Below are 24,847 nucleotides of genomic sequence, written 5' to 3' on the forward strand. Positions count from 1 at the left end.
TCCTCATGCCTTTTCCACGTTGACCAGGAACGACTTGAACTCCGGCGTCTGGGTGTTGCCGTCGCCGACGAAGGGCGTGAGGGTGTTGGTGATGAACCCTGCACGCGTCACGCCGGAGAAGCCCCAGTGCAACGGAATCCCCACCTGGTGCACCGTCTTGCCGTCCACCTGCAGGGGCTTGATGCGCTTGGTCACCACGGCCACGGCCTTGATGAAGCCCCGGTTGGAGGACACCTTGACCTTCTGCCCGGCGACGATGCCCAACTCCTCGGCCAGGGCTTCGCCGATCTCGACGAACTGCTCGGGCTGGGTGATCGCGTTGAGCCGGCAATGCTTGGTCCAGAAGTGGAAATGCTCCGTCAGCCGGTAGGTGGTGGCCGCGTAGGGGAACTTGTCGGCCTTGCCGAAGGTGTCCCAGTCCGCGGCGAAGACCCGCGCGGCCGGGTTGCTGGTGGCCTTGGGATTCTCCGGGTGCAGGGGGTTGCGGCCGATGGGCGACTCGAAGGGCTCGTAGTGCTCGGGGAACGGGCCCTCGGCCATCTTGTCCACGGCGAACAGCCGCGCCACCCCTTCGGGATTCATGATGAAGGGGTTCATGCCGGCTTCCGGTGGTGAATCGGCCTTGAAGTCGGGGATGTCGGTGCCACCCCAGGCCTTGCCGTTCCACCACACCAGGCGCTTCTTCTCCATGTCCCAGGGCTTGCCGGTGGTATCCGCCGAGGCGCGGTTGTAGAGGATGCGCCGGTTCGCCGGCCAGGCCCAGGCCCAGCCGAGGGTCTGGCCCATGCCGTAGGGGTCGGCGTTGTCGCGACGGGCCATCTGGTTGCCGGCGGCGGTCCAGGAACCGCAGAAGATCCAGCAGCCGCTGGCGGTGCTGCCGTCATTGCGCAGCAGGGCGAAGCCGGGCAGTTGCTCGCCCGCCTTGGCCAGCACGGCACCGGTGGCCGGGTCGATGAGGTCGGCGAGGGCCTTGCCGTTGAACTCCCGGGCGATTTCGTCCGGCCCCGGTTCGTCCGGGCGCAGGTAGTTCCAGTCCAGGCCGAGTATGGGGTCGGGGAAGGCGCCGCCGTCCTTCTGGTAGGCCGTGCGCAGGCGATGGAACAGCCCGCCCATGATGGCGATATCGGTGCGGCACTGGCCCGGGGGCTCGGCGCCCTTCCAGTGCCATTGCAGCCAGCGACCGCTGTTCACCAGGGAGCCGTCCTCCTCGGCGAAGCAGGTGGTGGGCAGCCGGAACACGGTGGTCTGGATGCTGGCGGTGTCGACGTCGTTGAACTCGCCGGCGTTGCGCCAGAACTCCGAGGTCTCGGTGGCCAGCGGGTCCATCACCACCAGGTACTTCAGCTTGGAGAGGCTCTCCACGACCTTGGCCTTGTTGGGGAAGGAGGCGATGGGGTTGAAGCCCTGGCAGAAGTAGCCGTTGACCTTGCCCTGGTGCATCAGGTCGAAGACCTTGAGCACGTCGTAGCCGGGGATATCCAGCTTGGGCAGCCAGTCGTAGCACCAGTTGTTCTCGACGGTGGCGGCCTTGCCGAACCAGGACTTCATCAGGCTGACGTGGAACTTCTCGTAGTTCTGCCAGTAGGACAGCTGCCCGGGCCGCAGCGGCTTGGTGGTGCGCTTGGCGATATAGGCGGCGTAGTCCTGCTCGGCGTCACCGGCCAGGGTCAGGTAACCCGGCAGCAGATTGGAGAGCAGCCCCAGGTCGGTCAGGCCCTGGATGTTGGAGTGACCGCGCAGGGCGTTCATGCCGCCGCCGGGCATGCCGATGTTGCCCAGCAGCAGCTGGACCATGGCGGCGGTGCGGATCATCTGCGAGCCCACCGAATGCTGGGTCCAGCCCAGGGCGTACATGATGGTCATGACCTTGCCGGGCGCCGAGGTTTCGGCGACCTCGGCCCAGACCTTGAGCATCTGTTCCTTGGGCGTGCCGCAGATGTTGCTCACCACGTCCGGCGTGTAGCGGCTGTAGTGCTGCTTGAGCAGGTTGTAGACGCAGCGCGGATGGCTCAGGGTCGGGTCGACCTTGGCGAAACCGTCCTCGCCGATCTCGTAGCCCCAGCCTGACTTGTCCGTGTAGCTGCGCTTCTCGGCGTCGTAGCCGCTGAAGAAGCCGTTCTCGAACCCATAACCCTCGCGGACGATGAAGCTGACGTCGGTGTAGTTGCGCACGTACTCGTGCTGGATCTTGTCATTCTCCAGCAGGTAGTTGATCAACCCGCCGAGGAAGGCGATGTCGGTCCCGGTGCGGATAGGTGCGTAGTAGTCGGCGACGGACGCCGAACGGGTGAAGCGCGGGTCCACCACGATCAGCCGCGCCTTGTTGTGCGCCTTGGCCTCGGTGACCCACTTGAAGCCGCAAGGGTGGGCTTCGGCAGCGTTGCCGCCCATGATCAGCACCAGGTCGGCATTCTTGATGTCGGTCCAGTGGTTGGTCATGGCGCCACGGCCAAACGTCGGAGCAAGACTTGCTACCGTCGGGCCATGTCAGACACGTGCCTGGTTATCGAACCCCAGCATGCCCAGGGAACGCACCACCTTGTGGGTGATGTAGCCCGCTTCGTTGGAGGACGCGGACGCCGCGAGGAAGCCGGTGGTGAGCCAGCGGTTCACGGTCTGGCCGGCGGCGTTCTGCGCGACGAAGTTGGCGTCGCGGTCGTCCTTCATCAGCTTGGCGATGCGGTCCAGCGCCTCGTCCCACTCGATGCGCTTCCACTCGCTGGAGCCGGCTTCGCGCACTTGCGGGTACTTGAGGCGGTTGGGGCTGTGGACGAAGTCCAGCAGGCCGGCGCCTTTCGGGCAGAGGGTGCCGCGGTTCACCGGGTGATCGGCGTCGCCCTCGATGTGGATGATGTTCTGCGCGACGTTCTTCGCGCCGTCGCCCTGGCTGTACATGATCAGGCCGCAGCCGACCGAGCAGTAGGGGCAGGTGTTGCGCGTCTCGATGCTGCGCGCCAGTTTGAAATGACGCACCTGGTCGGCGAAGGCTGCCGGGGGTGCCACCCCCAGCGCCGCCAGGCTCGATCCTCCAAGGCCCAGGGCACAGACCTTGAAGAACTGTCGACGGTTCATGTCCATCGTGTTCTCCCTCATCAGGCAGACGGTGCCCGGTACATGGCCGGGCATATCCTGTGCAAGGGTAGTCAGGGGTGGGGGCTAATGCCAGAAAGCCACCGGCAAAGCGAACCGGTACGAGGCCTTTGCAGCCTGTTTCCGGTCCGGTTCCAGGCCGGGTGGTCCAGCGGCAGCCCCCGCGCGCGGCGACCATCTCGGGCATACTGTGCGCCCCTCGGAATCCGGAGTTCTTCATGTCCAAGGCCTGGTGGCTGCTCGCCCTCCCCTTCGTCGCCGGCGCATTCCTGCCGTTGCAGGCCGGCATCAACGGCCAGTTGGCCAAGCAGGTCTCCAGCGTGATGAGCGCTGCGCTGATCTCCTTCCTGGTGGGCACCCTGGCGCTGCTGGCGGTGGTGCTGATGCTGCGGGAAGTGCCCACCCTGGACGCCCTCAAGGGGGTAAGTTGGTGGCAATGGTGCGGCGGCCTGCTGGGGGCGGTGTTCATCGCCACGGCGGCCTTCGCCGGGCCGCGCATCGGTGCCCTGCTGTTCATGGCGCTGGTGCTGGCCGGGCAACTGAGCATGGCCCTGACCCTCGACCACTTCGGCTGGGCCGGCTACCGCGAAGCCCCCATCAGCCTCGGCAAACTGGCCGGACTGGCGCTCATCGTCGGTGGCGTCTGGCTCATTCGTCGGGGATGAGCGGCAGCAGTATCATTCTGATGTCATTGCCAAAAGAGAACGACTAAGCTCAGGCGACCTCTGCTGTTTCTGTGATCACAGAAAGATGACTGACGCCGTTCCCCCCCAGGCGCCCGAGCGATTCAGGCTCTGGCGCGAAGTGCAGGACACCCGCACACGTACCCGACTCGGCGGCTTCTACTACCTGCTGGCCTGGCTGCTCTGCTGGCTGTTCGGCACCGCGCCCACCCAGCAGTTGGCGGTGGGCCTCGGCGGCCTCGCCTTCTTCGCCCTGCTGCTGGCCGCGCGCCTGCTGCACCGCCCACCTGAAGCCGGGGACGAGGCGGAGTTGCAGCGCTGGCTCGACCGGCACTGGGGCGTGATCCTGCTGTCCTCGCTGGGCTGGGGCCTGGCCCATGCCTGGGTGCTGCTCACCCCGGATCTCCAACCCTCGAGCCTGATCGCCACCCTGGCCACGGTGGCCTTCAGCACCGCCATGGCCTTCAACTTCGCCATGCGCCGACGCCGCGCCGCCCTGGGCATCCTGCTGCTCTACCTCCCGGGCCTCACCGCGCTGGCGCTGGGCAATGAAGGCACCCGCGCCGAACTCGTCACCCTCGCCTGCTACCTCAGCTACCTGATCCTGGCGCTGAACCGCAGCCATCGCGAGTACGAGGCCATGCTGGCCCTGGAGCTGCAATTACTGGAGCAGCGCCAGCGCCTGGACACCCTCAGCCGCACCGACGTGCTGACCCAACTGGGCAACCGATACCAGTTCAACAACCTGTTCCCGGCCATGTGCGCCAACGCCGGGCGCCACGGCGGCCAGCTGTCGCTGCTGCTGATGGACATCGACTTCTTCAAGCGGATCAACGACCAGCACGGCCACAGCGTCGGCGATGACTGCCTTCGGGCCTTCGGCGAGCGCATGCGCGAATTCTTCCGCCGCGACAGCGATGCGCTGCTGCGCCTGGGTGGCGAGGAGTTCGGTGTGCTGATGCCGGACACCAGCCTGGAACAGGCTCGCCAACTGGCGGAGCTGTTCCGTGAAGACCTGGCCAATCGAGGCCTGCAACTGGGCGACCGGCAACTGCCGCTTACCGCCAGCCTGGGCGTGGGGACCTTCGACCCGAGCCTGGACGGCGGCGCGGAGGCCTTCTTCAAGCGGGTGGACGACGCCCTCTACCGGGCCAAGACGCTGGGCCGCGACCGCCTGGAGCTGTCGCGGGCCTGACGCGGGCCGGGCCCGGACGGACCGGTCACTTCATTCGCCTGGACTTCGAGCGCCCCCTCCCGGCGGGAGAGGGGCTGCGTGGCATCACAGGCGGAACTTGCCCACCTGCTGCGCCAGGTCGCCGGCCAGGCGGCTCAGGGCCTGGCACTCCTCGCGGCAACCGCGCACTTCCTGGGCGGTGGCGTGGGCGAGGTCGGCGATGCCCTGGACGTTGCGGTTGATCTCCTCGGTGACCGAGGACTGCTCCTCGGTGGCCGCCGCCACCTGGTGGTTCATGTCGCTGATGCGCTCCACCTGGTCGGTGATGGCCCCCAGGGAGGTGCCGGTGCGCTGGCTCGCTTCCACCCCGGTGCCGGTGGCGGACTGGCCGGCGTGCATGGAATGCACCGCCGTTTCCGCGCCCTGCTTGAGGCGCTGGATCATCTGCTGGATCTCGTCGGTGGAGGCCTGGGTGCGACTGGCCAGGGTACGGACTTCATCGGCCACCACGGCGAAGCCCCGACCCATCTCGCCGGCCCGGGCGGCCTCGATGGCGGCGTTGAGGGCCAGCAGGTTGGTCTGCTCGGAGATGCCCCGGATCACCGCCAGCACCTGGTCGATGGAGGCGACCTGGGTGGCCAGCTCCCCCACCGCCGAGGCGGCGACGCCGATCTCGTTGGACATCCGCTCGATATGCCCCACGGACTCGCCCACCACGCGGCGGGCCTCCAGGGATTCGTCCCGGGCCTGCTGGGAGGCCTGGGCCGCGGTGCCGGCGTTGCGGGCGATCTCCTGCACGGTCAGCCCCATCTCGTGTACGGCGGTGGCGACCATATCGGTCATTTCCTGCTGCTGGCCGGCGCGGCTGGCGGTGTTGTCCACCACGGTGGACACCTCGCCCACCACCTTGTGCAGGCGCTGGCTGGTCTCCAGTACCTCGCCGATCAGGCTGCGCTGGCTTTCCAGGAAGCGGTTGAAGCCCCGTGCCAGGTCGCCCAGCTCATCGGCGCGGGAATCGTCCAGGCGGCGGGTCAGGTCGCCACCGCCACCGCCGATCTCCACCAGGGCGGCGGTGACCTGCCGGATCGGCCGCACCAGCCCGCGCGCCAGCAGCACCACCAGCAGCAGGCAGATGGCGAGCACCGCGACGCCGGCCAGGCTGCTGGTCCACATGGCCTTGCGCGCCTCAGCGTAGATTTCCGCCTCGGGCACCTCGCTCACCAGCAGCCAGCCGACGCTTTCCAGCGGGCGGGCCAGGGCGAGGAAATCCTCGCCATCGCGCTTGAAGCGGATGGCCTTGCCGGCGGACGCCATCAGTTCGCCGGCGGCCTCGGCGCCGAACGCTTCGCCAAGGCGGCCGCTGCCGTTCAGGTTGGCGTCCGGGTGCACCTTGATGGTGCCCTCGCGGTCCATCAGGAAGACCCGGCCGCGCTCGCCGAAGCGGAAGTCGCGGATCATCTCGGACATGGACTGCAGGCTGTAGCCCAGGCCGGACACACCCAGGGTGCGGCCGTCACGGGTGATGCGCTGGTTGATGAACAGCGTGGGCTGGCGGGTGCCCTTGTCGATGTCGATCTCCAGCACCCGGTTCCGGTCGCTGTCCACCAGGCGGTAGAACCACTGGTTCTCCGGCTGGCTGCGGGAAATGGTCCGGACCAGGCCCTGCCCGGTGTGGTAGTGGCCGCTGTCCAGCACCGCGATGGAGGTGGTGGTGGCGTTCTGCTCGGCGCGGACGCTTTCCAGGTAACGGGCGAAGGCCTCGGCCCGCGCCGGGTCCTCGCCTTCGGCGAGCCAGTCCTGCACCAGGGCGTTCGATGCGATGCTGGCGTTGGCCGTGATAGGCGCCGCCAGGGTCCGCTCCAGGGCGTTGCCGATGGCTTCGACGCGGGCGGGCAGGGCTTCATCGAGCAGGAAGCGTTCGGTCAGGCGGTTCATCAGGACCGAGTAGATGCCGATGACGACAAGGATGCCGGCCAGCAGGGCGGTGCCCATGCTGAAGATCAGCTGCCACTGAATACTGCGTTGCCAGAGGCGCATGGAGTTGTCTCCTTTGGAGGGTCTTGTTCTGGAGGCGAGGCGGGGCGGAAATTGTATACAAACAATGAGACAAAAATTCCATCCCTTTGCAGACAGTCATTATCGGCAGGGGCCGCGCAGAACTTGACCGCTCGATCAGTCGGAGACGCTGAACTCCAGACGAGCGGTTTCTCCGCCCTCGTCCAGCACGCTCAGCTGGTGCCGGCCGCTTCGCCGCAACGCCTGCTCGAAGCGCTCGTCCGGTGCCGTCGAGAGCAGCGGCACCCCATCGAGGAACCACCAGCGCCGACCGCTGCCCCCCAGGGCCGACAGCGTCAGGCGAAGGGGCTCGGTGCTGGCCGATGGCCGGCGCACCAGGTCCCCCTCCCGGACACCGACGATGGACAGCGGCGCGGCAGGCGGCGGCAACCGTGGAGGGCAGCTCGGCGAGAGGGCGGGCAGGCGCGCGCTGCGGCGCTCACGCCGGGGCAGCCAGGGGTCCAGCGGGGCCGGCCAGAGCACCAGCTCCCGGGCCGTGGCGCCCGGGCAGTCCGAGGCCACCTGCTGGCCTTGGGCGTTCGTCCAGAGGCGCTGGCGCAGACCGAGCCCCAGGGGCTGGTCGGCCGCCATGAGGGTGGGCGGCGTGGTGCCCTCCAGGGTCCAGGCGAAGCGCTGGCGGCGACAGTTGGGGTCGTCCCGCGCCATGGGTTGGCCCAGGGGCCAGCAGATGGCGGCTACTCCCACCTCGACCGGCTGCGGGTCGGCCGGAGGCGCGAGACCGCGCTGGGCGTCGCGGTTCACCAGGAGGTCGTGGACCTGCAGCAACAGCGGCGCCGCCGAGGCCAGGCCGAACTGGCCGGGCACGGGCGTGCCGTCGGGACGGCCGATCCACACACCGATCAGGTGGCGCGGCCCGACGCCGATGGCCCAGGCGTCGCGGAAGCCATAGCTGGTGCCGGTCTTCCAGGCCAGCACCGGACGCTGGGTCAACCGGGCGAGGGGGTCGCGGTCCGGACGCGCCTGGCCGGAAAGGATGCGGCGGACGATCCAGGCCGCGCCCGGTGACAGGAGGCGACGTTCCTGCAGCGCATCGCCGGGTTGCAGCCGCAGCCGGGCGACCCGACCGGCACGGGCGAAGGCGCTGTAGCCGCTGACCAGCTCCTCCAGCCGGCTGCCGGCGCCACCGAGGATCAGCGCCAGGTTCGGCTCGGCCGCCGCCGGCAGCGCCAGGGGCACGCCGACGTTGCGCAGCTCGCCGGCGAATCGCTTGGGCCCATAGGCCTCCAGCAGCTGCACCGCCGGCAGGTTGAGGGACATGCCCAGGGCCTCGCTGGCGGACACCGGGCCGATGAAGCCGGCGGCGAAGTTGCCGGGCCGGTAATCGCCGTAGCGCCGGGGCACATCCTGCAGCAGGGATTCGGAGTGGATCAGGCCGGCGTCCAGGGCCATGCCGTAGAGGAAGGGCTTCAGGGTGGAACCCGGCGAGCGCAGGGATTGCACCATATCCACATGGCCGAAGCGCTTCTCGTCGGCGATATCGACGGAGCCCAGGTAGGCCCGCACCGCCATGCTCTCGTGCTCCACCACCAGGATCGCGGCCGAGGTGCGCTCCGGCAGTCGCGCCCGCCAGCCCATCAGCAGGTCTTCCAGGCGCCGTTGCAAGGCGGCGTCCAGGGTGGTGCGAATCAGCGGCGGGCTGCCGGGCCGGTTCAGGCGACGGGCCAGCAGTGGCGCCAGGCTCGGCTCCTGGCGGGGCGCCAGCAGCACCGGCTCCTCGATGGCCTCGGTCACCGCGCCTTCGGGCCAGACGCCGAACCGCGCCAGGCGCCGCAGCACCTTGTCCCTTGCCGCTTGCGCCCGCCCCGGGTGGCGGTCGGGGCGCAGCCGGCTGGGGGCCTGGGGCAGCACCGCGAGCAACGCGGCCTCGGCGCGGGTCAGTTGCGAGGGTGGTTTTCCGAGGTAGGCCCAGCTCGCCGCCGCCACGCCCTGCAGGGTGCCGCCAAAGGGTGCGCGGTTGAGGTAGAGGGCGAGGATCTCGTCCTTGGACAGGTGCCATTCCAGCTGCGCCGTGCGCCAGAGCTGGCGCAGCTTGCCGGTCAGGGTCCGGGGATGCGGGTCCAGCAGGCGCGCGACCTGCATCGACAGGGTGCTGCCGCCGGAGAGCACGCGGCCGCCGCTGAGGTTGAGCCAGGCGGCACGCGCCAGCGCCAGGGGGTTCACCCCGGGATGCCGGTAGAACCAGCGGTCCTCGTAGGTCAGCAGGGCTTGCAGGTAGAAGGGCGAAACCTCCTCCTGGCGAATCGGGTAGCGCCACACGCCCTCGGCATCGGCGAAGCGCCAGAGGGGCGTGCCATCCTCCGCCAGCACCACCCGCGCCAGGTCGTCCTCGGGCAGCGGCAGCGGGAACAGCCGGTCGGCGGCCCAGAGCAGGACCAGCAGGGCCAGCGGGATGGCGAGCCAGGGGCGGCGTAGGTTGATGGGATTACGGGCACGCATACCGGCTCGATCCTGCCCCGGATTTCATCCGGGCTACCAATGCCGGGAGCTGCGTAGCCTGGATGCAATCCAGGAATGGCGACCCCGCGAACCGATTCCGATCACTCCGCCGAGCCCTCACTCTCCCGCTCCTTTCACATCGGACGCCGCACCGCCCGCCCAATCGACCGGCAACTCGCCCCGCTCGACGAATCGATGAAAGCTGGACAGCGGCCAGTCACTCACCTTCGCCACCAGGCCATGTTTGACGGGATTGAAATGGATGTAGTCGACATGGGCTGCGTAGTCGCGTTCGTCTCGAATCATGTGTTCCCAGAACCGCCGCTGCCACAGGTTCGCCTCCCCCCTGTCGTTGAATGCCACACCTGCCTCCAACTGGCCACGGAGCGATGAGACGAATGCGGACTTCAACCGACGCACCCGCGACGAGAACCCGCTATCACCGGGCGGCGGCGCCATCAGCCTATGCAGGTGGTCGGGCAGCACCACGATTGCCGGCAATCCAAAGGGTTCTCGGGCCATGGCCGACTTCAGGGCCTGCCTGAGCTCCGGGTGGAATCGGACCATCCTGCGACCTCCTTGTCGCTCGGCTCCCCGGATTGCGTCCGGGCCGCAGGTCCGCCCCTGTGGCCCGGTGCGATCCTCCCCTACTTCCCTTTCACCACCAGCCGCTCCGGCGTCTCGCCGATGGCCTGCCAGTTCGGCCGGTACATGGACTCCACGGTGGGCGGCGGGACACGGTAGGTGCCGGGGGTGACGGCGCGGGCCAGGTAGAGCAGGTGGGTGGTGTCGTACTCGCTGATGTCCAGGGCCGCCACGTAGCGGTCATCGCGGAACTCCTGGTGCTTGAGCGCGGCGTTCTGCATGGACTTCTGCCACTCCTTCACCGCGCCACTGGCGTCGTCGAGGCTGGCGGCGCTCTGGGCCAGGTTCTGGTTCTCCAGTTCGAGGCCCGCCGGCAGCAGGTCCACCACCAGGGCGTCGGGTACCCGCTCGCGGGCGGAGATCGCCAGGTGCACCAACACCAGCTCGCCGCTGTCGAGGTTGTCCAGATCGACGCGCTGGCCGTTGGCGCCGAGGAACTCGCGGCGGATTTCCAGGTTGTCGCCACCGGCACGGGGCGCCACTCGCGGGTAGCCGGACAGGGTCAGCTGCTGGTAGAGCGGGTCGCCGCCGCTTGCGGTCACGCTGAGGGGCTCGGCCAGCAGGGCACCGTCGAGCTTGAGGCCCGGTTGCTGGTCGCTCAGCTCGCGCTGCTGGTCCCCGGCCACAAGGCGCGCGCTCCAGGCGGGTTCGGGCTTGCCCAGCAAGCCGCGACCGGCGAGGAACAGGGCGTTGCGTTCCTGGGTGGAGAGCCAGCGTTCGCCGGCCAGCAGGTCGGACAGGCCGAACAGCCGCTCCTCGCGGACGCCCTTGGCCAGGTCGTGCTCCTCCAGCAGGGCGAGGATCAGCGCCTGGTCCCGCAGCGGGCTGCCGTAGTCGGCCAGCCAGTCGCGGCCTTGCCGCTGCACCCGCAGTCCCAGTTCCAGGGCCTGGTCGGCGCGGGGGGCGTCGCCCATCAGCCTGAAGGCCACCGCCAGCTGCACCAGGGGCAGCCCGGAGCGGGCGTCGGCGCGGCGTTCCCAGAGGCTGCGCAGGGCGCCGAGGGGCGCCTGCTGGCTGCGGGCGAGGACGTAGCCGGCGTAGGCCTGGACGGCGAAGCGGCTGTGGTCGATGTTCTGGCTGTAGCCGACCTCCACCAGGCTGCGCTCCTGCAGGTAGCGCAGCAGGCGCTCGCTGGCCTTCTTCAGGGGCTCGGGCGGCACGGCGAAGCCCTGGTCGCGGGCGCGCAGGAGGAAGTCGGTGACGTAGGCGGTCAACCAGTACTCCTCCTCGCCGTCAGCGCTCCAGAGGCCGAAGCTGCCGTTGTAGCGCTGCATGCCCAGCAGGCGCTCGACGCCGATCTCGATGGCCCTGCGGCGCTTGTCCTCGGACTCGCCCTCGATGCCCAGGCGCTGGAGGGTGGCGCCATCGGCATAGAGCGAGGGGTAGAGGCCGCTGGTGGTCTGCTCGGCACAGCCATAGGGATAGGCCTTGAGGGCGCGCACCTGCTCGCCGAGGTTCAACGGCGGTCGGCTGGAGAGCTGCAGCAGGGCTTCGCGGCCGTCGGGCTCGAAGGCGTCGAGGGTGCCGGCCGGCAGGCTCCAGGCATCGCCCTTGAGCACGGCACGGAACTGCCGCAACTGCGCCGGGTAGGCCGGGCGCACGCCCAGGGTCCAGTCGCGGCTGAAGGCCGGCAGGTTCTCGCCGGGCAGTTCCAGGCCGTTCACCGTCACCTTGAGGTTGCCCTGGCCGAAGCCGCCCACGGCGCGCACCGGAATGCGCAGGGTGGTGCGCTGGCCGTCGGCGAGCTGGATGGCCGCTGCCTGGCCCGCGCCACTCTGCACCAGATTCAGCTGGCCGCCGCTTTCCAGGTTCACATCCAGGCGCTGGGGCTTGCCGGAGAGGTTGGTCAGGTCCAGCGCCAGGGTGGTCTGGTCGCCGCCGGCGAGGAAGCGCGGCGCGGCCAGTTCCGCCACCAGGGGCGCGGCCACCAGGGTTCTGGCCTCGGCCATGCCGTAGCGTTCGTCGGTCCAGGCCTGGGCCATGAGCCGCAGCTCGCCGTTGAAGTCGGGGATGTCGAGGCTGACCTCGCCCCGGCCCTGCTCGTCCAGGGTCACCGGCGCGCTCTGCAGGGCGACGATGGTGACGCTGGTCTGCGGGCGCTTGCCGCCACCGGCCAGGGCGGCGTCGCCACCGAAGGCCAGGGTCGCCAGGCGCCCCTGCCCGGCCTCGATCAACTGGCCGTAGACGTCCAGCTGGTCCGCGCCGTAGGCCTTGCGCCCGAACAGGTTGGCGAAGGGGTCGGGCGTGGCGTAGGAGGTGATATTGAGAATGCCGACATCCACCGCCGCCACCAGCACCCGCACCTGGGCGGGCACGCTGCCGTCGGCGTTGCGGGCCTGGACCTGGACCTTCAGCGGCTGCCTGGGCCGCATCTTCTCCGGGGCGCTGAGGCTGACGGCCAGCTTGCGCGGCGCCCGGTCCAGCGGAAGGTGCAGCAGGCCGACGGCGCGCTTGGGCGTGACGCTGGCCTTGCGCTCGCCGGGGCGGATCACCAGGGCGCTGACATAGAGGTCGTGGCGGGCCCAGTCACGGGCCAGGGGAATCTCGAACGTCTTGCCCTCGGCCGGCACCTCGATGGGTTGCCACCAGAGCGGGCCCTCGGACGACTCCACCAGCAGGTAGCCGTTGCCGGCGCTGGGCGGGGTGACCGTCACCCGGGCGCTGTCGCCTTCGGCGTAGGCGGGCTTGTCCAGGGCCAGCTTGACCTGGTCGGGGCGCACGGCGCCGCCTTCGGCGTTGTCCTGCCAGCGGTAGCCGGCCCAGAAGCGCAGGCTGCTGACCAGGCCGGTAGCCGGGTCCTCCACTTCCACGCGATAGGGCCCCCACTCCACCGGAAAGCTGACCTTGGCGGTCCCGCCGGCGGCCACCGGCACCTGCTCCTCGGCGAGGTTCAGGTACTTCTCGTTGAAATGGTGGGTCCAGCCGTCGTTCTCGGAGTAGTTCCAGTAGTAGTCGCGGCGTTCGCGCACCAGGCGCACCTTGAGGTGGTCGGCGGCCAGCTTGTTGCCCTCGGCGTCGGCCACCAGCAGCTCGAACTCGGCGAGGCTGTCGGCATCGGTTTCCTCGCCGTCGAACAGCGCGCGCAGCCCGGGCAGGCGCTCGGCGGGCCATACCGGCTGCACCAGGCGGCGGGTGATGGGCCGGCCGCCGGACTCCTGCAGGCTGGCCTGGAGGATCAGTTGCAGCGGCGACCGGGCCTCGCTCCAGCGGGTCTCGATGTCGAGGGTGGCCTTGCCGTCGGCATCCAGCTGGGTTTCGTCCAGCTCGATGTCCTGCTTCAGCTCGCCTTCGGTGACGGAGCCGAACTGGTAACCCGGCAGGGCCTTGACCGCCTCCCGCAGCGGGCGGACGTAGAGCTGGCCGGTCAGGCGATTGCCGGAGGCCGGGGCGCCGTAGAGGTAGCGGCCCTCCACCTGGAAGCGGGCAGCCTCGCCCGGTGTGAAGGGCCGGTCGCGACCCTTGAGTTCCAGGGCCATGCGTTCGGGCAGGAAGTCCTCCACCAGGAACTCATGGAGCTGCGGCTTGCCGTCACCCAGGTCCATCAGCAGTTGCCAGCGTCCGGTGGGGGCCTCGGCGGCCAGTTCCAGGCGGTACTGGTAGAAGCCGTCCTCCCGGGGTTCCCAGACGAAGCGGCGGCTGACCTGCTCGTCCGGCCGGCGCACCTCGACGGTCACCGGCTGGGCCTTCACGGCGCGGCCATCGGCATCCCGCAGCAGGGCGTTGAGCAGCACGGTCTCGCCCGGCCGGTAGAGGTCGCGGGGGCCGAAGACGAAGAACTGCAGGGCGTGGCTGGCGGGGCCGGCGATGTCGAACTCGGCCAGGTCCAGGGCCGGCGCGGACAGGCGCAGCAGGCTGGTCTGCTCGCCCTGGCGGGCGATCAGCACCTCGGCCTTGGGCGGCAGCGCCAGTTCGGCGTGACCCTTGTCGTCGGTCTTGCCCTCGGCCAGTACGAGGCCCTCGCCGTTGAGCAGTTCCAGGGCGACGCCGGATTGGGCGGCGCCCCCTTCCAGGGCCTGGGTGAAGACGTCCAGACGGTCGCTGTAGCGGTGCGCGGAGAGGCCAATGTCGCTCAGGGTGAACAGGGTAGCCGGATTGGAGTAGTCGTAACTGCCAGCCTGCTTCATCACCGCCAGGTAGACGCCGGGCTGCTTCATCGGCTCCAGGCCGGCGATGGGCAGCAGCAGGGTTTCCCGGGTATTGCGCGCGGGGTTGAGGTCGAAACGGCCGGTGTAGACCAGGTCCGCCAGCTTCAGCAGCTCACGGGACTCCCAGAGGTCGAGGGTGCCGCGCTTGCCCCAGCGGGCGAGGAAGCCGGGAAGCGCCTCGGCCTTCACCCGGAAGAAGTCCACGTCCACCTTGTCCACGTTGAGGGCGATCACCGGCAGGCCCTCGGCCAGGCGGGTGGGCAGCAGCGAGCCACGGCTGGCGAAGCCGACGGTGGCCTGCAGGTCACGGGTTTCCAGGCGGCTGACATGCTCGTCGGCCAGCCGCGCGTCGTTCACCGCGCGCAGGCCGGGGTCGATGGTCAGCACCAGCTTGCGCTTGGGCTCCAGGTGGCGCAGGCGAAGCTCCATCAGGTTGTCGGACAGCTCCCAGGCCCCATCCACCTTGCCGCTCTTGCTGTCCACCAGGTGCAGCCGCTCGGCGAAGGTCTGCTCGGGATCCAGGGGCACGGAGAAGGTCACCGACAGCGCGCTGGCGCCGTCCAGCTGCACCTCGGAGACATCGACCACCTTCAGCTCGCGGCCGGCATAGCGCTGGGCCAGGGCCCGGGTATCGGCGGCGGACTTCGGCGCGACGGCCTCGGCGGCGGGCGGCGATGGGCTCGCCTCGTGCTCGGGGGTGGAGGAATCACAGGCGCTGAGCAGGCTCAGCGCCAGGGCCAGAAGTAGTCCTTTCTTCGGCATGGCAGGCTCTCAAGGGGAGTGCATTCAAGGCGCGAACTATAGACCAGGGCGGGGGGTGCGCGCGCGGCCGGATGACGGTGGGTTCGGGCGGCCTTCCGGAGCGCTCGCGCCGCTATACTGCGCGGCTTGACTGGAGCCCTCCATGAGCCATTTCGCCGACGCCTGGCGCCATCACCCGACCCACCGGAAGGTCTGGGCCCTGGCCGCCCCCATGATCCTCTCGAACATCTCGGTGCCGCTGGTGGCCCTGGTGGACAGCGCCGTGGTGGGCCACCTGCCCCACGCCCACCAGTTGGGCGCCGTGGCCGTGGGCAGCACGCTCTACACCCTGATGATCGGGGTGCTCGGCTTCCTGCGCATGGGCACCACCGGGTTCGCCGCCCAGGCTGCCGGCCGTGCCGATGGCGGCGCCCTGCGCCAGGTGCTGCTGCAGGGCCTGGGGCTGGCGCTGTTGCTGGCCCTGGCGCTGGGGCTGCTGGCGGTGCCCTTCAGCGGCTTCGCCTTGGGGTTGATGACGCCCTCGGCGGAGCTGGACCAGCTCACCCGGGAGTTCTTCCACCTGCGCCTGCTGGGGCTGCCGGCGGCCCTGGCCAACTACGCGCTGGTGGGCTGGTTCCTCGGCACCCAGAACGCCCGTGCGCCCCTGGCGATCCTGCTGGGCACCAACCTGGTGAACATCACCCTCGTGCTCGGGTTCGTCATCGGGCTGGACTGGGGCGTGGCCGGCGCGGCCAAGGCGGCGGTGCTGGCGGAATGGTGCGGGGCGGCCATCGGCCTGGCCCTGGCCCGGGGCGCCCTGCGTCGTCATCCGGGGCGCATCGCGTCGGGCGTGCTGCGGCGCTGGAGCAACTGGCGGCCGCTGCTGATGGTGAACCGGGATATCTTCATCCGCTCCCTGGCGCTGCAACTGGTGTTCTTCCTGCTGACGGTGCAGGGCGCGCGCCTGGGGGACGCTACGGTGGCGGCCAATGCGCTGCTGCTCAACGGCCTGCTGGTGACCGCCTATGCCCTGGACGGGCTGGCCCACGCGGTGGAAGCCCTCTGTGGCCACGCCATCGGCGCCGGCGACCGCGCCGGCCTGCGCCGCGCGCTGCTGGTGTCGGGCGCCTGGTCGCTGCTGGCAAGCCTGGGCTTCGCGCTGTTCTTCCTGCTGGCCGGTGGCCTGTTCATCGACCTGCAGAGCGATATCCCGGTGGTGCGCGAGGTGGCCCATGTCTACCTGCCCTACCTGGCGCTGCTGCCGCTGGTCGCGGTCTGGAGCTACCTGCTGGACGGCCTGTTCATCGGCGCCACCCGCGCGCGCGAGATGCGCGACGCCATGCTGCTGGCGGTGGCGCTCAGCCTGCCGCTGGGTTGGGGGCTACAGTTTCTCGGCAACCACGGCCTCTGGCTGGCCTTCCTCGCCTTCATGGCGATACGGGGACTCAGCCTGGGGGCCCTGGCCTGGCGATTGCACCGGCGCGACGCCTGGTTCGCGACCGGTCACGGATAAGGAGTAAAGGATGCAGCCAGCCCCACTTCACCCCGACGAACCCCGCCGCCTGCAGACCCTGCGTGACCAGGACCTGCTGGACACGCCGGCGGAGCACTACCTGGACACACTGGTACGCCTGATCCGCGACCTGTTCCTCGTCAATTCCGCCTTCATCACCCTGGTCGACCAGGACCGGCAATGGTTCAAGGCGCGAACCGGCCTGCTGCAGGCGGAGACGCCCCGGGACATCTCCTTCTGCGGCCACGCCATCCTGCTGTCGGACCTGCTGCTGGTGACGGATGCCCGGCTCGACCCACGATTCGCCGACAACCCGCTGGTGCTGGGGCCGCCCCATATCCGCTTCTATGCCGGCCAACCGATCCACGCGGCCGACGGCCAGGTCATCGGCACCCTGTGCATCGCCGACGCCTCGCCGCGCCAGCTCGATGCCGCCGGTATCCGCCACCTGCGGGACCTCGCCACCCTGGCCGAGGGCTACCTGCAGATGCGCGCCCTGAGCCAGCAGACCCGAAGCCTGCGGGAGGCGGTGGACCGGGAGCAGCGCAAGGCCCTGCTGGACCCCCTGACCCAGCTGTGGAACCGGGGCGGCCTGAACCATTTCTACCCCCTGGAGCAGGCGCGGGTACAGGACGCCGGTCTGCGCCTGGGGGTCATCTATTGCGACCTGGACCATTTCAAGAAGGTCAACGACCAGCACGGCCATGGCGCCGGCGACCAGGTGCTCTGGGAAAGCGCCCGGCGCATGACGGCCGCCCTGCGCCCCCAGGACCTGCTGACCCGCCCGGGCGGCGAGGAGTTCGTCGCCCTGGTGGCGGTGCATGACGAAGCGGAGCTGATGCGGGTGGCCGAACGCCTGCGCCTGGCCATCGGGCAGGCGCCCATGGCGCTGGACACCCAGGCCCTGGCCCAGACCGCCAGTTTCGGAGTGACCCTCGCCCTGTGCGGAGAGTCCCAGGCCGAAGCGCTGGCGCGCGCCGACCAGGCCCTCTACCTGGCCAAGCAGAACGGCCGCAACCGGGTGGAAGGACGCTCCGCCACCTGACGACACCGGAAACCATCACCGACCTCAAGGAAGCCCCATGGGACAAGCCATCGCCGCCTACCTGCACTTTCTCGCGATCTTCGTGCTCTTCGCCCTGCTCACCCTCGAGCACCGGCTGTTCAAGCTGCCGCTCGACCTGGAGCGCGCCCGCAGCCTGATCCGCGTGGACATCGCCTACGGCCTGTCGGCCGGCGCCGTGCTGGCCACAGGCCTCGCTCGGGTGGTCTGGTACGGCAAGGGACTGGACTACTACCTGCACAACTCGCTGTTCCACGCCAAGGTGGGGCTGTTCGTCCTGATCGCCCTGCTCTCGGCCTTCCCCACCTTCGTCTTCCTCAACTGGCGCAACGAGCTGAAGGCCGGCCAGGTGCCCCAGGTCAGCCCCGGCAAGGCGCGGGCGGTGATCATGGTGATCCGCCTGGAGCTGCTGCTGGCGCTGGTCATGCCGCTGCTGGCGGCGCTGATGGCCCGTGGCTACGGGGTGTTCGGCGGCTGAGCCGACGGCGCGTAGGGGAAGACGCTGCCTGCAGAAGCGTTTTGCAGATCAGGGCGCGCCATCCCTGACCCAGCGGGCCAGAGCGCCAGGCTGTCTGGGGCATCCCTCCCCCCTCTCTGGAGGGAGAGGGGGGATCGCGCCGGCAAGGATCTGCTGATCCCCGGGCGCGAGACGTCAGGACGACAGGTAGGACGAGCGGGTCAGGCCCAGGCGCAGGGCGTCGATGTACTGGGTCCGCTCGCGGGGGCTGAGCTTGGCGCTGGCCACCTTGTCGCGGTAGTGGGCCATGAGCTCCTCGGGGGACAGGTGCACGTAGCGCAGCATGTCTTCGATGGTGTCGTGGGTCTCGATGCCGGCGTGGTACACGCTGCCGTCCTCGTGCTGGTAGACGTTCACCGAGTCGGTGTCGCCGAACAGGTTGTGCATGTCGCCGAGGATTTCCTGGTAGGCGCCCACCAGGAACACGCCCAGCAGGTAGTCCTCGCCGTCGCGCACGTCGTGCACCGGCATGCTGGTCTCGATGCTCTGCTCGTCGACGTAGTGGTTGATCTTGCCGTCGGAGTCGCAGGTCAGGTCCTGCAGCACGGCGCGACGCAGGGGTTCCTCGTCCAGGCGGTGCAGCGGGATGATCGGCAGCACCTGGTCGATGGCCCAGGTGTCCGGCAGGCTCTGGAACACGGAGAAGTTGCAGATGTACTTCTCCGCCAGCTTGTCGTTGAGCTCGTCGAGCACCTGGCGGTGGGAGCGCTGGCGGGCCTTGAGCTGGTTGTGCAGGCGGCGGCAGATGGCGAAGTAGGTCTGCTCGGCCAGGGCCTTCTCGGCCAGGCTCAGCTTGCCTTCGGCGTACTGGGCGGCGGCGTCGCCCATGTAGTGGGTAGCGCGCCAGTAGGTCTCGGTGACCATCTCGGCGTCGGTCGGGCCCAGGAGGTCCAGCAGCCAGCGGACGATCTCCGGCTGCTCCTCGCGGTTCTCCACCACGGGAACGGCGTCGTTGTGGCGCTCCACGTCGGTCACCTGGGTCACCAGCACCGCGTGGTGCGCGGTCATGGCGCGGCCGCTCTCGGAGAAGATGTGCGGGTGCGGCAGGCCCTGGGCGTCGCAGAACTCCTTGAGCATGCCCACCACCACGCCGGCGTAGTCGTCCATGTCGTAGTTGATGGAGCTGGCGTTGCGCGAGTGGGTGCCGTCGTAGTCCACGCCCAGGCCGCCGCCGACGTCGATGTGGTCCACCGGCAGGCCGAGGTTGCGCAGCTCCGCGTAGTAGCGGATGGCTTCCTTGAAGCCGTGCTGGTAGTCGGCGAGGTTGGCGATCTGCGAGCCCATGTGGAAGTGCAGCAGGCGCACGCCCTGGTCCAGGCCGGCCTTGCGGAAGCGCTCGGCGACGGAGAGGATCTGCGCGGCGGAGAGGCCGAACTTGGACTTCTCGCCACCGGTGTCCGCCCACTTGGAGGAGGACAACGAGGACAGGCGGACGCGCAGGCCGACCTGGGGCGCCACCTTGAGCTCGGCGGCCATCTCGATGACGAACTCCACCTCGGACTCTTTCTCGATCACGATGAAGACGTTGTGGCCGAGCTTCTGGCCCATCAGCGCCAGGCGGATGAACTCGCGGTCCTTGTAGCCGTTGCAGACGATGGTGCCGCCCTTGGGCGCCAGGGCCAGCACGGCCAGCAGCTCGGGCTTGGAGCCGGCTTCCAGGCCGATGGAGACGTTCTGGGTGGCGATGATGTTCTCCACCACCGCCTCCTGCTGGTTCACCTTGATGGGGTACAGCGCGGTGTAGCGGCTCTGGTATTCCAGGCGCGCGATGTTGGCGTCGAAGGCGCCGGTCAGCTGGCGCACGCGGTCCTGCAGGATGTCGGGGAAGCGCACCAGCAGCGGCAGGGACAGGCCGGCCTCGCGGAGGTCGCCGATCAGCTGGAAGAAGTCCACCGGCTCGCTGCCGGCGCCACGCGGGCGCACCTCGACGCGGCCGGCGTCATTGATGGCGAAGTAACCGGCGCCCCAGTGACGGATGCCGTAGACACTGCGGCTGTCGGCCACGGTCCAGCTGGTGCCATCGTCCTTGCGCGTGCGTCGTGCAGACATCGTGTTCCCCCTGTGGGATGAAAAGGACCACGCCCACCGGTGCATGCCGGGCGGGCCTGGTCAGGTTAGTTCGGTCGTGTGACGTTGCAGTGTTGACCGCCTCGATGACGGTCAGTTTAGAAAACCGGGGCTCAGCCGCCGGATTTCTTGGCCTTGAAGCCGCGCTTGGCGAGCTCTTCCAGCAACAGGTCCACGTGGTCGCCCTGGATCTCGATCACGCCGTCCTTCAATGCACCACCGGTGCCGCAGCGACGCTTCAGCGCGCTGGCCAGCTCCTTCAGCTCATCGCCGGCCAGCGGCACGCCGCTGACGCTGGTGACGGTCTTGCCGCCCCGGCCCTTGGTCTCGCGACGAACGCGGGCGATGCCGTCGCCGGCAGGCGCGGTGGCTTGCTTGCAGATGCAGGCATCGATGGGCTGGCGGCAATCCGGGCAATGCCGGCCGCTGTCGGTGGAGTACACCAGGCCGCCCAGGGCGGCGAAGGACGAAGCTTTCTTGACCACCGGCTTTCCTCGTAGGGGTCAGGATAGCGACTGGTCGGCGGGGGGCCGACCGCGAAGCCCCACTCTGGCAGGGGCAGCGCAACCCGGATGGGGTGTCCGGGCTTGAAAGGCGGCGCAATTTATCAGCATTCGGCGCAAATGCTAAGTACGAAAATGCGCCAATGATCGACAGATTGGCGACCCTGTTCGGCATCACGCACGAAAGGGTCCGGAATATTGCACAAACCCGCGCCGGGCGTGGGTTCCAACCTCTTCCCGTGGGAAGGAAACAGCAGATCCTGCGCACACTCTGAAACAGAGCGTGACTCCAATGGTGGGGCGGGAACAGAGCCCCTTCAGGAGGCCGAGCGCAGCCGTTGTGCAGGGGGACGAGCGGCATGGATGCCGCGAGAGGCGCGCCAGGCCATGGATGGCCGATCGCGACGGCCCCCGGAACGACGGCGGAGGGAGGGAACCCCGGCGCAGCCGGGGCCGGATGTCGGGGCAAGCCTTTTTGGTTCCTTTTGGGGCGACTGCCAAAAGGGACTCGCCCGGGAGGGTGAAACCAAAGACATCAGCAAAGCTCGCTAATCAGCTAGGCTTCGATGCCCCCAGCAAGGGACGCCATGCCCCTCTAGAGCGACGCCAGATAAAGACGCAACGCCTTGAGCGAATCCGGGCAGCAGCTCTCCAGCGCCTGGGCCTCGTCGAGGCTCATGAACCGCGCCTCCAGTACCTCTTCCGGCTGCAGCCTGAGCGGCGCATCGGAGACGGCGGAGTACACCGCGCCCCAGAGGCGGTTGCCCGGCTCGTCGAAGAAGAAGCGGCCGTGCTCCTGCAGCGGTACGCCGGCGATGCCCAGCTCCTCTTCCAGCTCGCGGGCGGCGGACAGGGCGTAGTCCTCCCCTTCCTGCACCATGCCGCCGGCGGCGACGTCCCAGTAGCCCGGATACAGCGCCTTGCTCAGGGTGCGGCGATGCACGCAGAGCTGGCCGACGGAGTTGAACAGCAGGATGAAGGTGCCCCGGGAGATCAAGCCACGCTCGCGCAGCTCGGCCCGGGGCAGGCCGCCGAGGGGGCGGTCCTGCTCGTCGACCCAGGCCACCCGTTCGGCGTCGGAGGCGGCGCGATGGGCCGCCTCGCGTGGGTCGAGGATCATCAGCCCTGCTCCAGCAGCTGGCGCAGGTCGATCACGGCGGCGTTGGCGCGGGAGATGTAGTTGGCCATCACCAGGGAATGGTTGGCGAGGACACCATAGCCGCTGCCATTGAGCACCATGGGACTCCACAGGGGTTCCTGGGCGGCCTCCAGCTCACGGATGATCTGGCGCACGCTGATGGTGGCGTTCTTCTTCGCCAGTACATCGGCGAAGTCCACTTCGATGGCCCGCAGGATGTGGGACAGGGCCCAGGCCTGGCCACGGGCTTCATAGAAGACGTTGTCGATCTGCAGCCAGGGCGTCTCGACGATCTCTTCGCTGACATCCGGCACCTTGCCGGAGGCGACGGCGGCCTCCGGGTTGACGTCGGTGTTCAGGCGCACCCGCCCGACGCTGGCGGACAGCCGCTGGGACAGGGAGCCGAGGCGGGTAGCGACGTCACCCAGCCAGTTGTTCAGGTTGTCGGCGCGGGTGTAGAACTGCGCGCCGGGCTGGTTCGGGTCCGACAGGCGGGCGAGGTAGCGGTCAAGGGAGCGGATGCCTTCCTTGTACTCGGCTTCGGAGGCGGGCAGCGCCCAGCTCTTGTTGTCGAAGTTGAAGCGCGGCTCGGCACGGGCCAGGTCGGCGTCCTCGGTGGACTGGGACTGGGAGCGGGCGAAGTCCTTGCGCAGGGCGCGGGAGAGGTCGCGCACCTGCACCAGCACGCCGTATTCCCAGCTGGGCATGTTGTCGAGCCAGAGGCCGGGCGGGGCGAGGTCGTTGGAAAGGTAGCCGCCGCTCTTGTCCAGCAGGGTCTGGCCGACGGTCTTCAGGGTTTCCACCGTGGTGTAGCCGCTGACCATCTGCCGGCCGGCGCGCTCGGCGGCGGCCTGGGCGTTCTGCTGCACCGGGAAGAGCTCGGGCTCGCGGCTCCAGTACCAGCCCACCACCAGGCAGGCCAGCAGGTAGATCAGCACCAGGCTGCCGAGGGCACGGCTCAGCCAGACGCCTCCCACATAGCTGCGCACATCGTCCACCGAGTCGTCGACGCGCTCGCGCGCCTCGCCCATACGCTTCTTCCAGTCCAGCATGGCAGTGTCCTTCGAATATCGATCAGCACGGAGAGGTTTGACCACGCCCTGTCGCAGAGGTTGTGGTCGAGTCCAGCACTATAAGGGAAGCGCGGTCGGCGCGCAGGCGTCACGGGTCAAACCCATCGCAGGTGGAACCAGGAATGCCGCTTTCCGACAAGGCGACGCACCGGGGGCATCCGCCTTTTCGCGGGGCCGGGACAGATGGCACTGGCGTACCGACGATAAGCTGATAGCATGGCGCCATCATCTAGATCGTCTCCAGGCGACCTCCCGGCCATGACCGAGCAAGAAGATCCCAGCCGCGACCGGCTCAAGCATCACTTCGCCCAGCGCGTGATCAACCAGGCGCGGCATGTGCTGGAGATCTGGCAGCGCCTGCAGCGCAGCGAATGGAGCGCCGCCTGCATGGCCGAGCTGGCCGAGGCCAGCCTCAACCTGCAGCGCTACGCCGAACGCTTCGAGCAACCCGAGCACAGGCACCTGGCGCAGGCCATCGGCAATTGCCTGCGGGGTGTCGAGGAGAATCGCGGACGCCTCTCCAGCGACCTGATCACCGAGCTCAGCCTGTTGATGCAGCGCCTGTCGCGCACCGGCCTGCGCCAGGGCGACCCGTTCGAGCAGACCTTCCTGCCGCCCCTGCGCAAGCCGGTCTACCTGGCCCTGCAGAGCACGGACCGCGCCGAACGCCTGACCCAGCAGCTGGAGTTCTTCGGCCTCAACGCCCAGCGATGCGAAAGCGCCAATGCCTTTCGCGCCTCGATGGCGGAGCGCCACCCCTCGGCGATCGTCATGGAAGTGGATTTCGCCGGTCCCGGCGTCGGCCTGGAACTGGCCCGGGAAGCCCAGCAGGGCCTGGACCAGAAGCTGCCGGTGATCTTCTTCAGCCATGAGGATACCGATGCCCAGACCCGCCTGGCGGCGGTGCGTGCCGGCGGCCAGGAGTTCTTCACCGGCGCCCTGGACGCCTCCAGCCTGCTGGAGAAGCTGGAAACCCTGACCCGCACCGCCCACTACGACCCCTTCAAGGTGCTGGTGGTGGACGACTCCCGCGCCCAGGCCACCCACACCGAGCTGGTGCTCAACGCCGCGGGCATCGTCACCCGGGTCGTCACCGAGCCGGTCCAGACCCTCTCGGTCCTGGCGGATTTCCAGCCGGACCTGATCATCCTCGACATGTACATGCCCGAATGCCTGGGCACCGAACTGGCCAAGGTGATCCGCCAGCATGAGCGCTACGTCAGCGTGCCGATCATCTACCTGTCCGCCGAAGACGACCTGGACAAGCAGCTCGACGCCATGAGCGAGGGCGGCGACGACTTCCTCACCAAACCCATCAAGCCGCGCCACCTGATCGCCACCGTGCGCACCCGGGCGACGCGCGCCCGCAGCCTCAAGGCGAGGATGGTGCGCGACAGCCTCACCGGCCTGTTCAACCACACCCACACCCTGCAACTGCTCGAGGACGCCAGCTCCCGCACCCGCCGGGAAGGCAAGCCGCTGTGCTTCGCCATGCTGGACATCGACCACTTCAAGCGGGTCAACGACACCTACGGCCACCCCATGGGCGACCGGGTGATCAAGAGCCTCGCCCTGTTCCTCAAGCAGCGCCTGCGCAAGACCGACTTCATCGGCCGCTACGGCGGCGAGGAGTTCGCCGTGGTGCTGCCGGACACCGACCTGGAAGCGGCACGACGGGTGCTGGAGGGGATCCGCCAACGCTTCGCGGAGATCCGCTACCCGGCCCAACCCCATGACCTGAGCTGCACCTTCAGCTGCGGCATCGCCCAACTGCGGGACGACCAGGACATCAACCAGCTGTCCAGGCTGGCCGACGAGGCGCTCTACCGCGCCAAGCACGGCGGGCGCAACCGGGTGGAACTGCACCGGGACTGAAGCCCGTCGTCACGGGACTGTCACCAAACGGCAATATCATCCGGCCATCTCCCAGAGCCCGAGCGGCTCCGCAGGTGGCCGGAACGGCCGGGCGGACCCTGCGGGCTG

At 68.9% G+C, this 24,847-nt stretch carries 15 protein-coding genes; 6 read left to right on the plus strand and 9 right to left on the minus strand.

Features of this window, described 5'->3' with window-relative positions:
- Window positions 1-3: 3 nt before the first annotated feature.
- The gene (gene fdnG, locus KF707C_RS25605; protein ID WP_145959073.1) at window positions 4-3,078 is read right to left on the minus strand and encodes a formate dehydrogenase-N subunit alpha; all 3,075 of its coding nucleotides are present in this window, start codon (window positions 3,076-3,078) and stop codon (window positions 4-6) included.
- Window positions 3,079-3,308: 230 nt separating this feature from the next.
- Between fdnG and KF707C_RS25615 the strand changes: the two genes are divergently transcribed.
- Window positions 3,309-3,755 (plus strand): DMT family transporter, encoded by a 447-nt coding sequence (locus KF707C_RS25615; RefSeq protein WP_003452795.1) that lies wholly within the window; start codon window positions 3,309-3,311, stop codon window positions 3,753-3,755.
- Window positions 3,756-3,840: 85 nt separating this feature from the next.
- The gene (locus KF707C_RS25620) at window positions 3,841-4,968 is read left to right on the plus strand and encodes a GGDEF domain-containing protein (protein WP_003452797.1); all 1,128 of its coding nucleotides are present in this window, start codon (window positions 3,841-3,843) and stop codon (window positions 4,966-4,968) included.
- A gap of 84 nt (window positions 4,969-5,052) precedes the next feature.
- Here KF707C_RS25620 and KF707C_RS25625 read toward each other — a convergent pair whose 3' ends face one another.
- From KF707C_RS25625 to KF707C_RS25640, 4 genes are all read right to left on the minus strand, one after another.
- Window positions 5,053-6,984: a methyl-accepting chemotaxis protein gene (locus KF707C_RS25625; protein ID WP_003452798.1), complete on the minus strand. Its 1,932-nt coding sequence runs from the start codon at window positions 6,982-6,984 to the stop codon at window positions 5,053-5,055.
- 135 nt (window positions 6,985-7,119) lie between these two features.
- Window positions 7,120-9,459, minus strand: coding sequence for a peptidoglycan glycosyltransferase PbpC (pbpC, locus tag KF707C_RS25630; RefSeq protein ID WP_003452799.1), 2,340 nt, complete (start codon window positions 9,457-9,459; stop codon window positions 7,120-7,122).
- A 117-nt stretch (window positions 9,460-9,576) separates the two neighbouring features.
- A complete protein-coding gene (locus KF707C_RS25635; RefSeq protein ID WP_231992293.1) occupies window positions 9,577-10,026 on the minus strand; it encodes an REP-associated tyrosine transposase in 450 nt (149 codons plus the stop codon).
- 80 nt (window positions 10,027-10,106) lie between these two features.
- The gene (locus KF707C_RS25640; RefSeq protein ID WP_003452802.1) at window positions 10,107-15,011 is read right to left on the minus strand and encodes an alpha-2-macroglobulin family protein; all 4,905 of its coding nucleotides are present in this window, start codon (window positions 15,009-15,011) and stop codon (window positions 10,107-10,109) included.
- 142 nt (window positions 15,012-15,153) lie between these two features.
- Between KF707C_RS25640 and KF707C_RS25645 the strand changes: the two genes are divergently transcribed.
- Genes KF707C_RS25645 through KF707C_RS25655 form a run of 3 tightly spaced genes read left to right on the plus strand, consistent with a single transcriptional unit; the run spans window position 15,154 to window position 18,044 of the window.
- Window positions 15,154-16,503, plus strand: coding sequence for an MATE family efflux transporter (locus tag KF707C_RS25645; protein ID WP_003452804.1), 1,350 nt, complete (start codon window positions 15,154-15,156; stop codon window positions 16,501-16,503).
- 10 nt (window positions 16,504-16,513) lie between these two features.
- Window positions 16,514-17,548, plus strand: a complete 1,035-nt coding sequence (locus KF707C_RS25650) for a GGDEF domain-containing protein (RefSeq protein WP_003452805.1) — start codon at window positions 16,514-16,516, stop codon at window positions 17,546-17,548.
- 37 nt (window positions 17,549-17,585) lie between these two features.
- Window positions 17,586-18,044 carry a DUF2214 family protein gene (locus KF707C_RS25655; protein ID WP_003452807.1) on the plus strand — a complete coding sequence of 153 codons (459 nt, stop codon included), beginning with the start codon at window positions 17,586-17,588 and terminating at the stop codon, window positions 18,042-18,044.
- A 174-nt stretch (window positions 18,045-18,218) separates the two neighbouring features.
- On the opposite strand, the gene speA is transcribed toward KF707C_RS25655, so the two are convergent.
- The 4 genes from speA to KF707C_RS25675 all read right to left on the minus strand — a co-directional run bounded on the left by speA (window position 18,219) and on the right by KF707C_RS25675 (window position 22,843).
- Window positions 18,219-20,132 (minus strand): arginine decarboxylase, encoded by a 1,914-nt coding sequence (gene speA, locus KF707C_RS25660; RefSeq protein WP_003452810.1) that lies wholly within the window; start codon window positions 20,130-20,132, stop codon window positions 18,219-18,221.
- Between the two features lie 131 nt (window positions 20,133-20,263).
- Entirely contained in the window at window positions 20,264-20,635 is a 372-nt protein-coding gene (locus tag KF707C_RS25665; protein ID WP_003452813.1) for a translation initiation factor Sui1, read from the minus strand.
- Window positions 20,636-21,248: 613 nt separating this feature from the next.
- Window positions 21,249-21,773, minus strand: coding sequence for an NUDIX hydrolase (locus tag KF707C_RS25670; protein WP_003452816.1), 525 nt, complete (start codon window positions 21,771-21,773; stop codon window positions 21,249-21,251).
- Window positions 21,773-22,843, minus strand: coding sequence for a DUF2333 family protein (locus tag KF707C_RS25675; protein ID WP_003452818.1), 1,071 nt, complete (start codon window positions 22,841-22,843; stop codon window positions 21,773-21,775). The genes KF707C_RS25670 and KF707C_RS25675 overlap by 1 nt, the downstream gene beginning before the upstream one ends.
- A gap of 279 nt (window positions 22,844-23,122) precedes the next feature.
- Between KF707C_RS25675 and KF707C_RS25680 the strand changes: the two genes are divergently transcribed.
- Window positions 23,123-24,739: a response regulator gene (locus KF707C_RS25680; RefSeq protein WP_036993175.1), complete on the plus strand. Its 1,617-nt coding sequence runs from the start codon at window positions 23,123-23,125 to the stop codon at window positions 24,737-24,739.
- The last annotated feature ends 108 nt before the right edge of the window (window positions 24,740-24,847 follow it).

The sequence above is a fragment of the Pseudomonas furukawaii genome, from assembly GCF_002355475.1.
Classification (GTDB): domain Bacteria; phylum Pseudomonadota; class Gammaproteobacteria; order Pseudomonadales; family Pseudomonadaceae; genus Metapseudomonas; species Metapseudomonas furukawaii.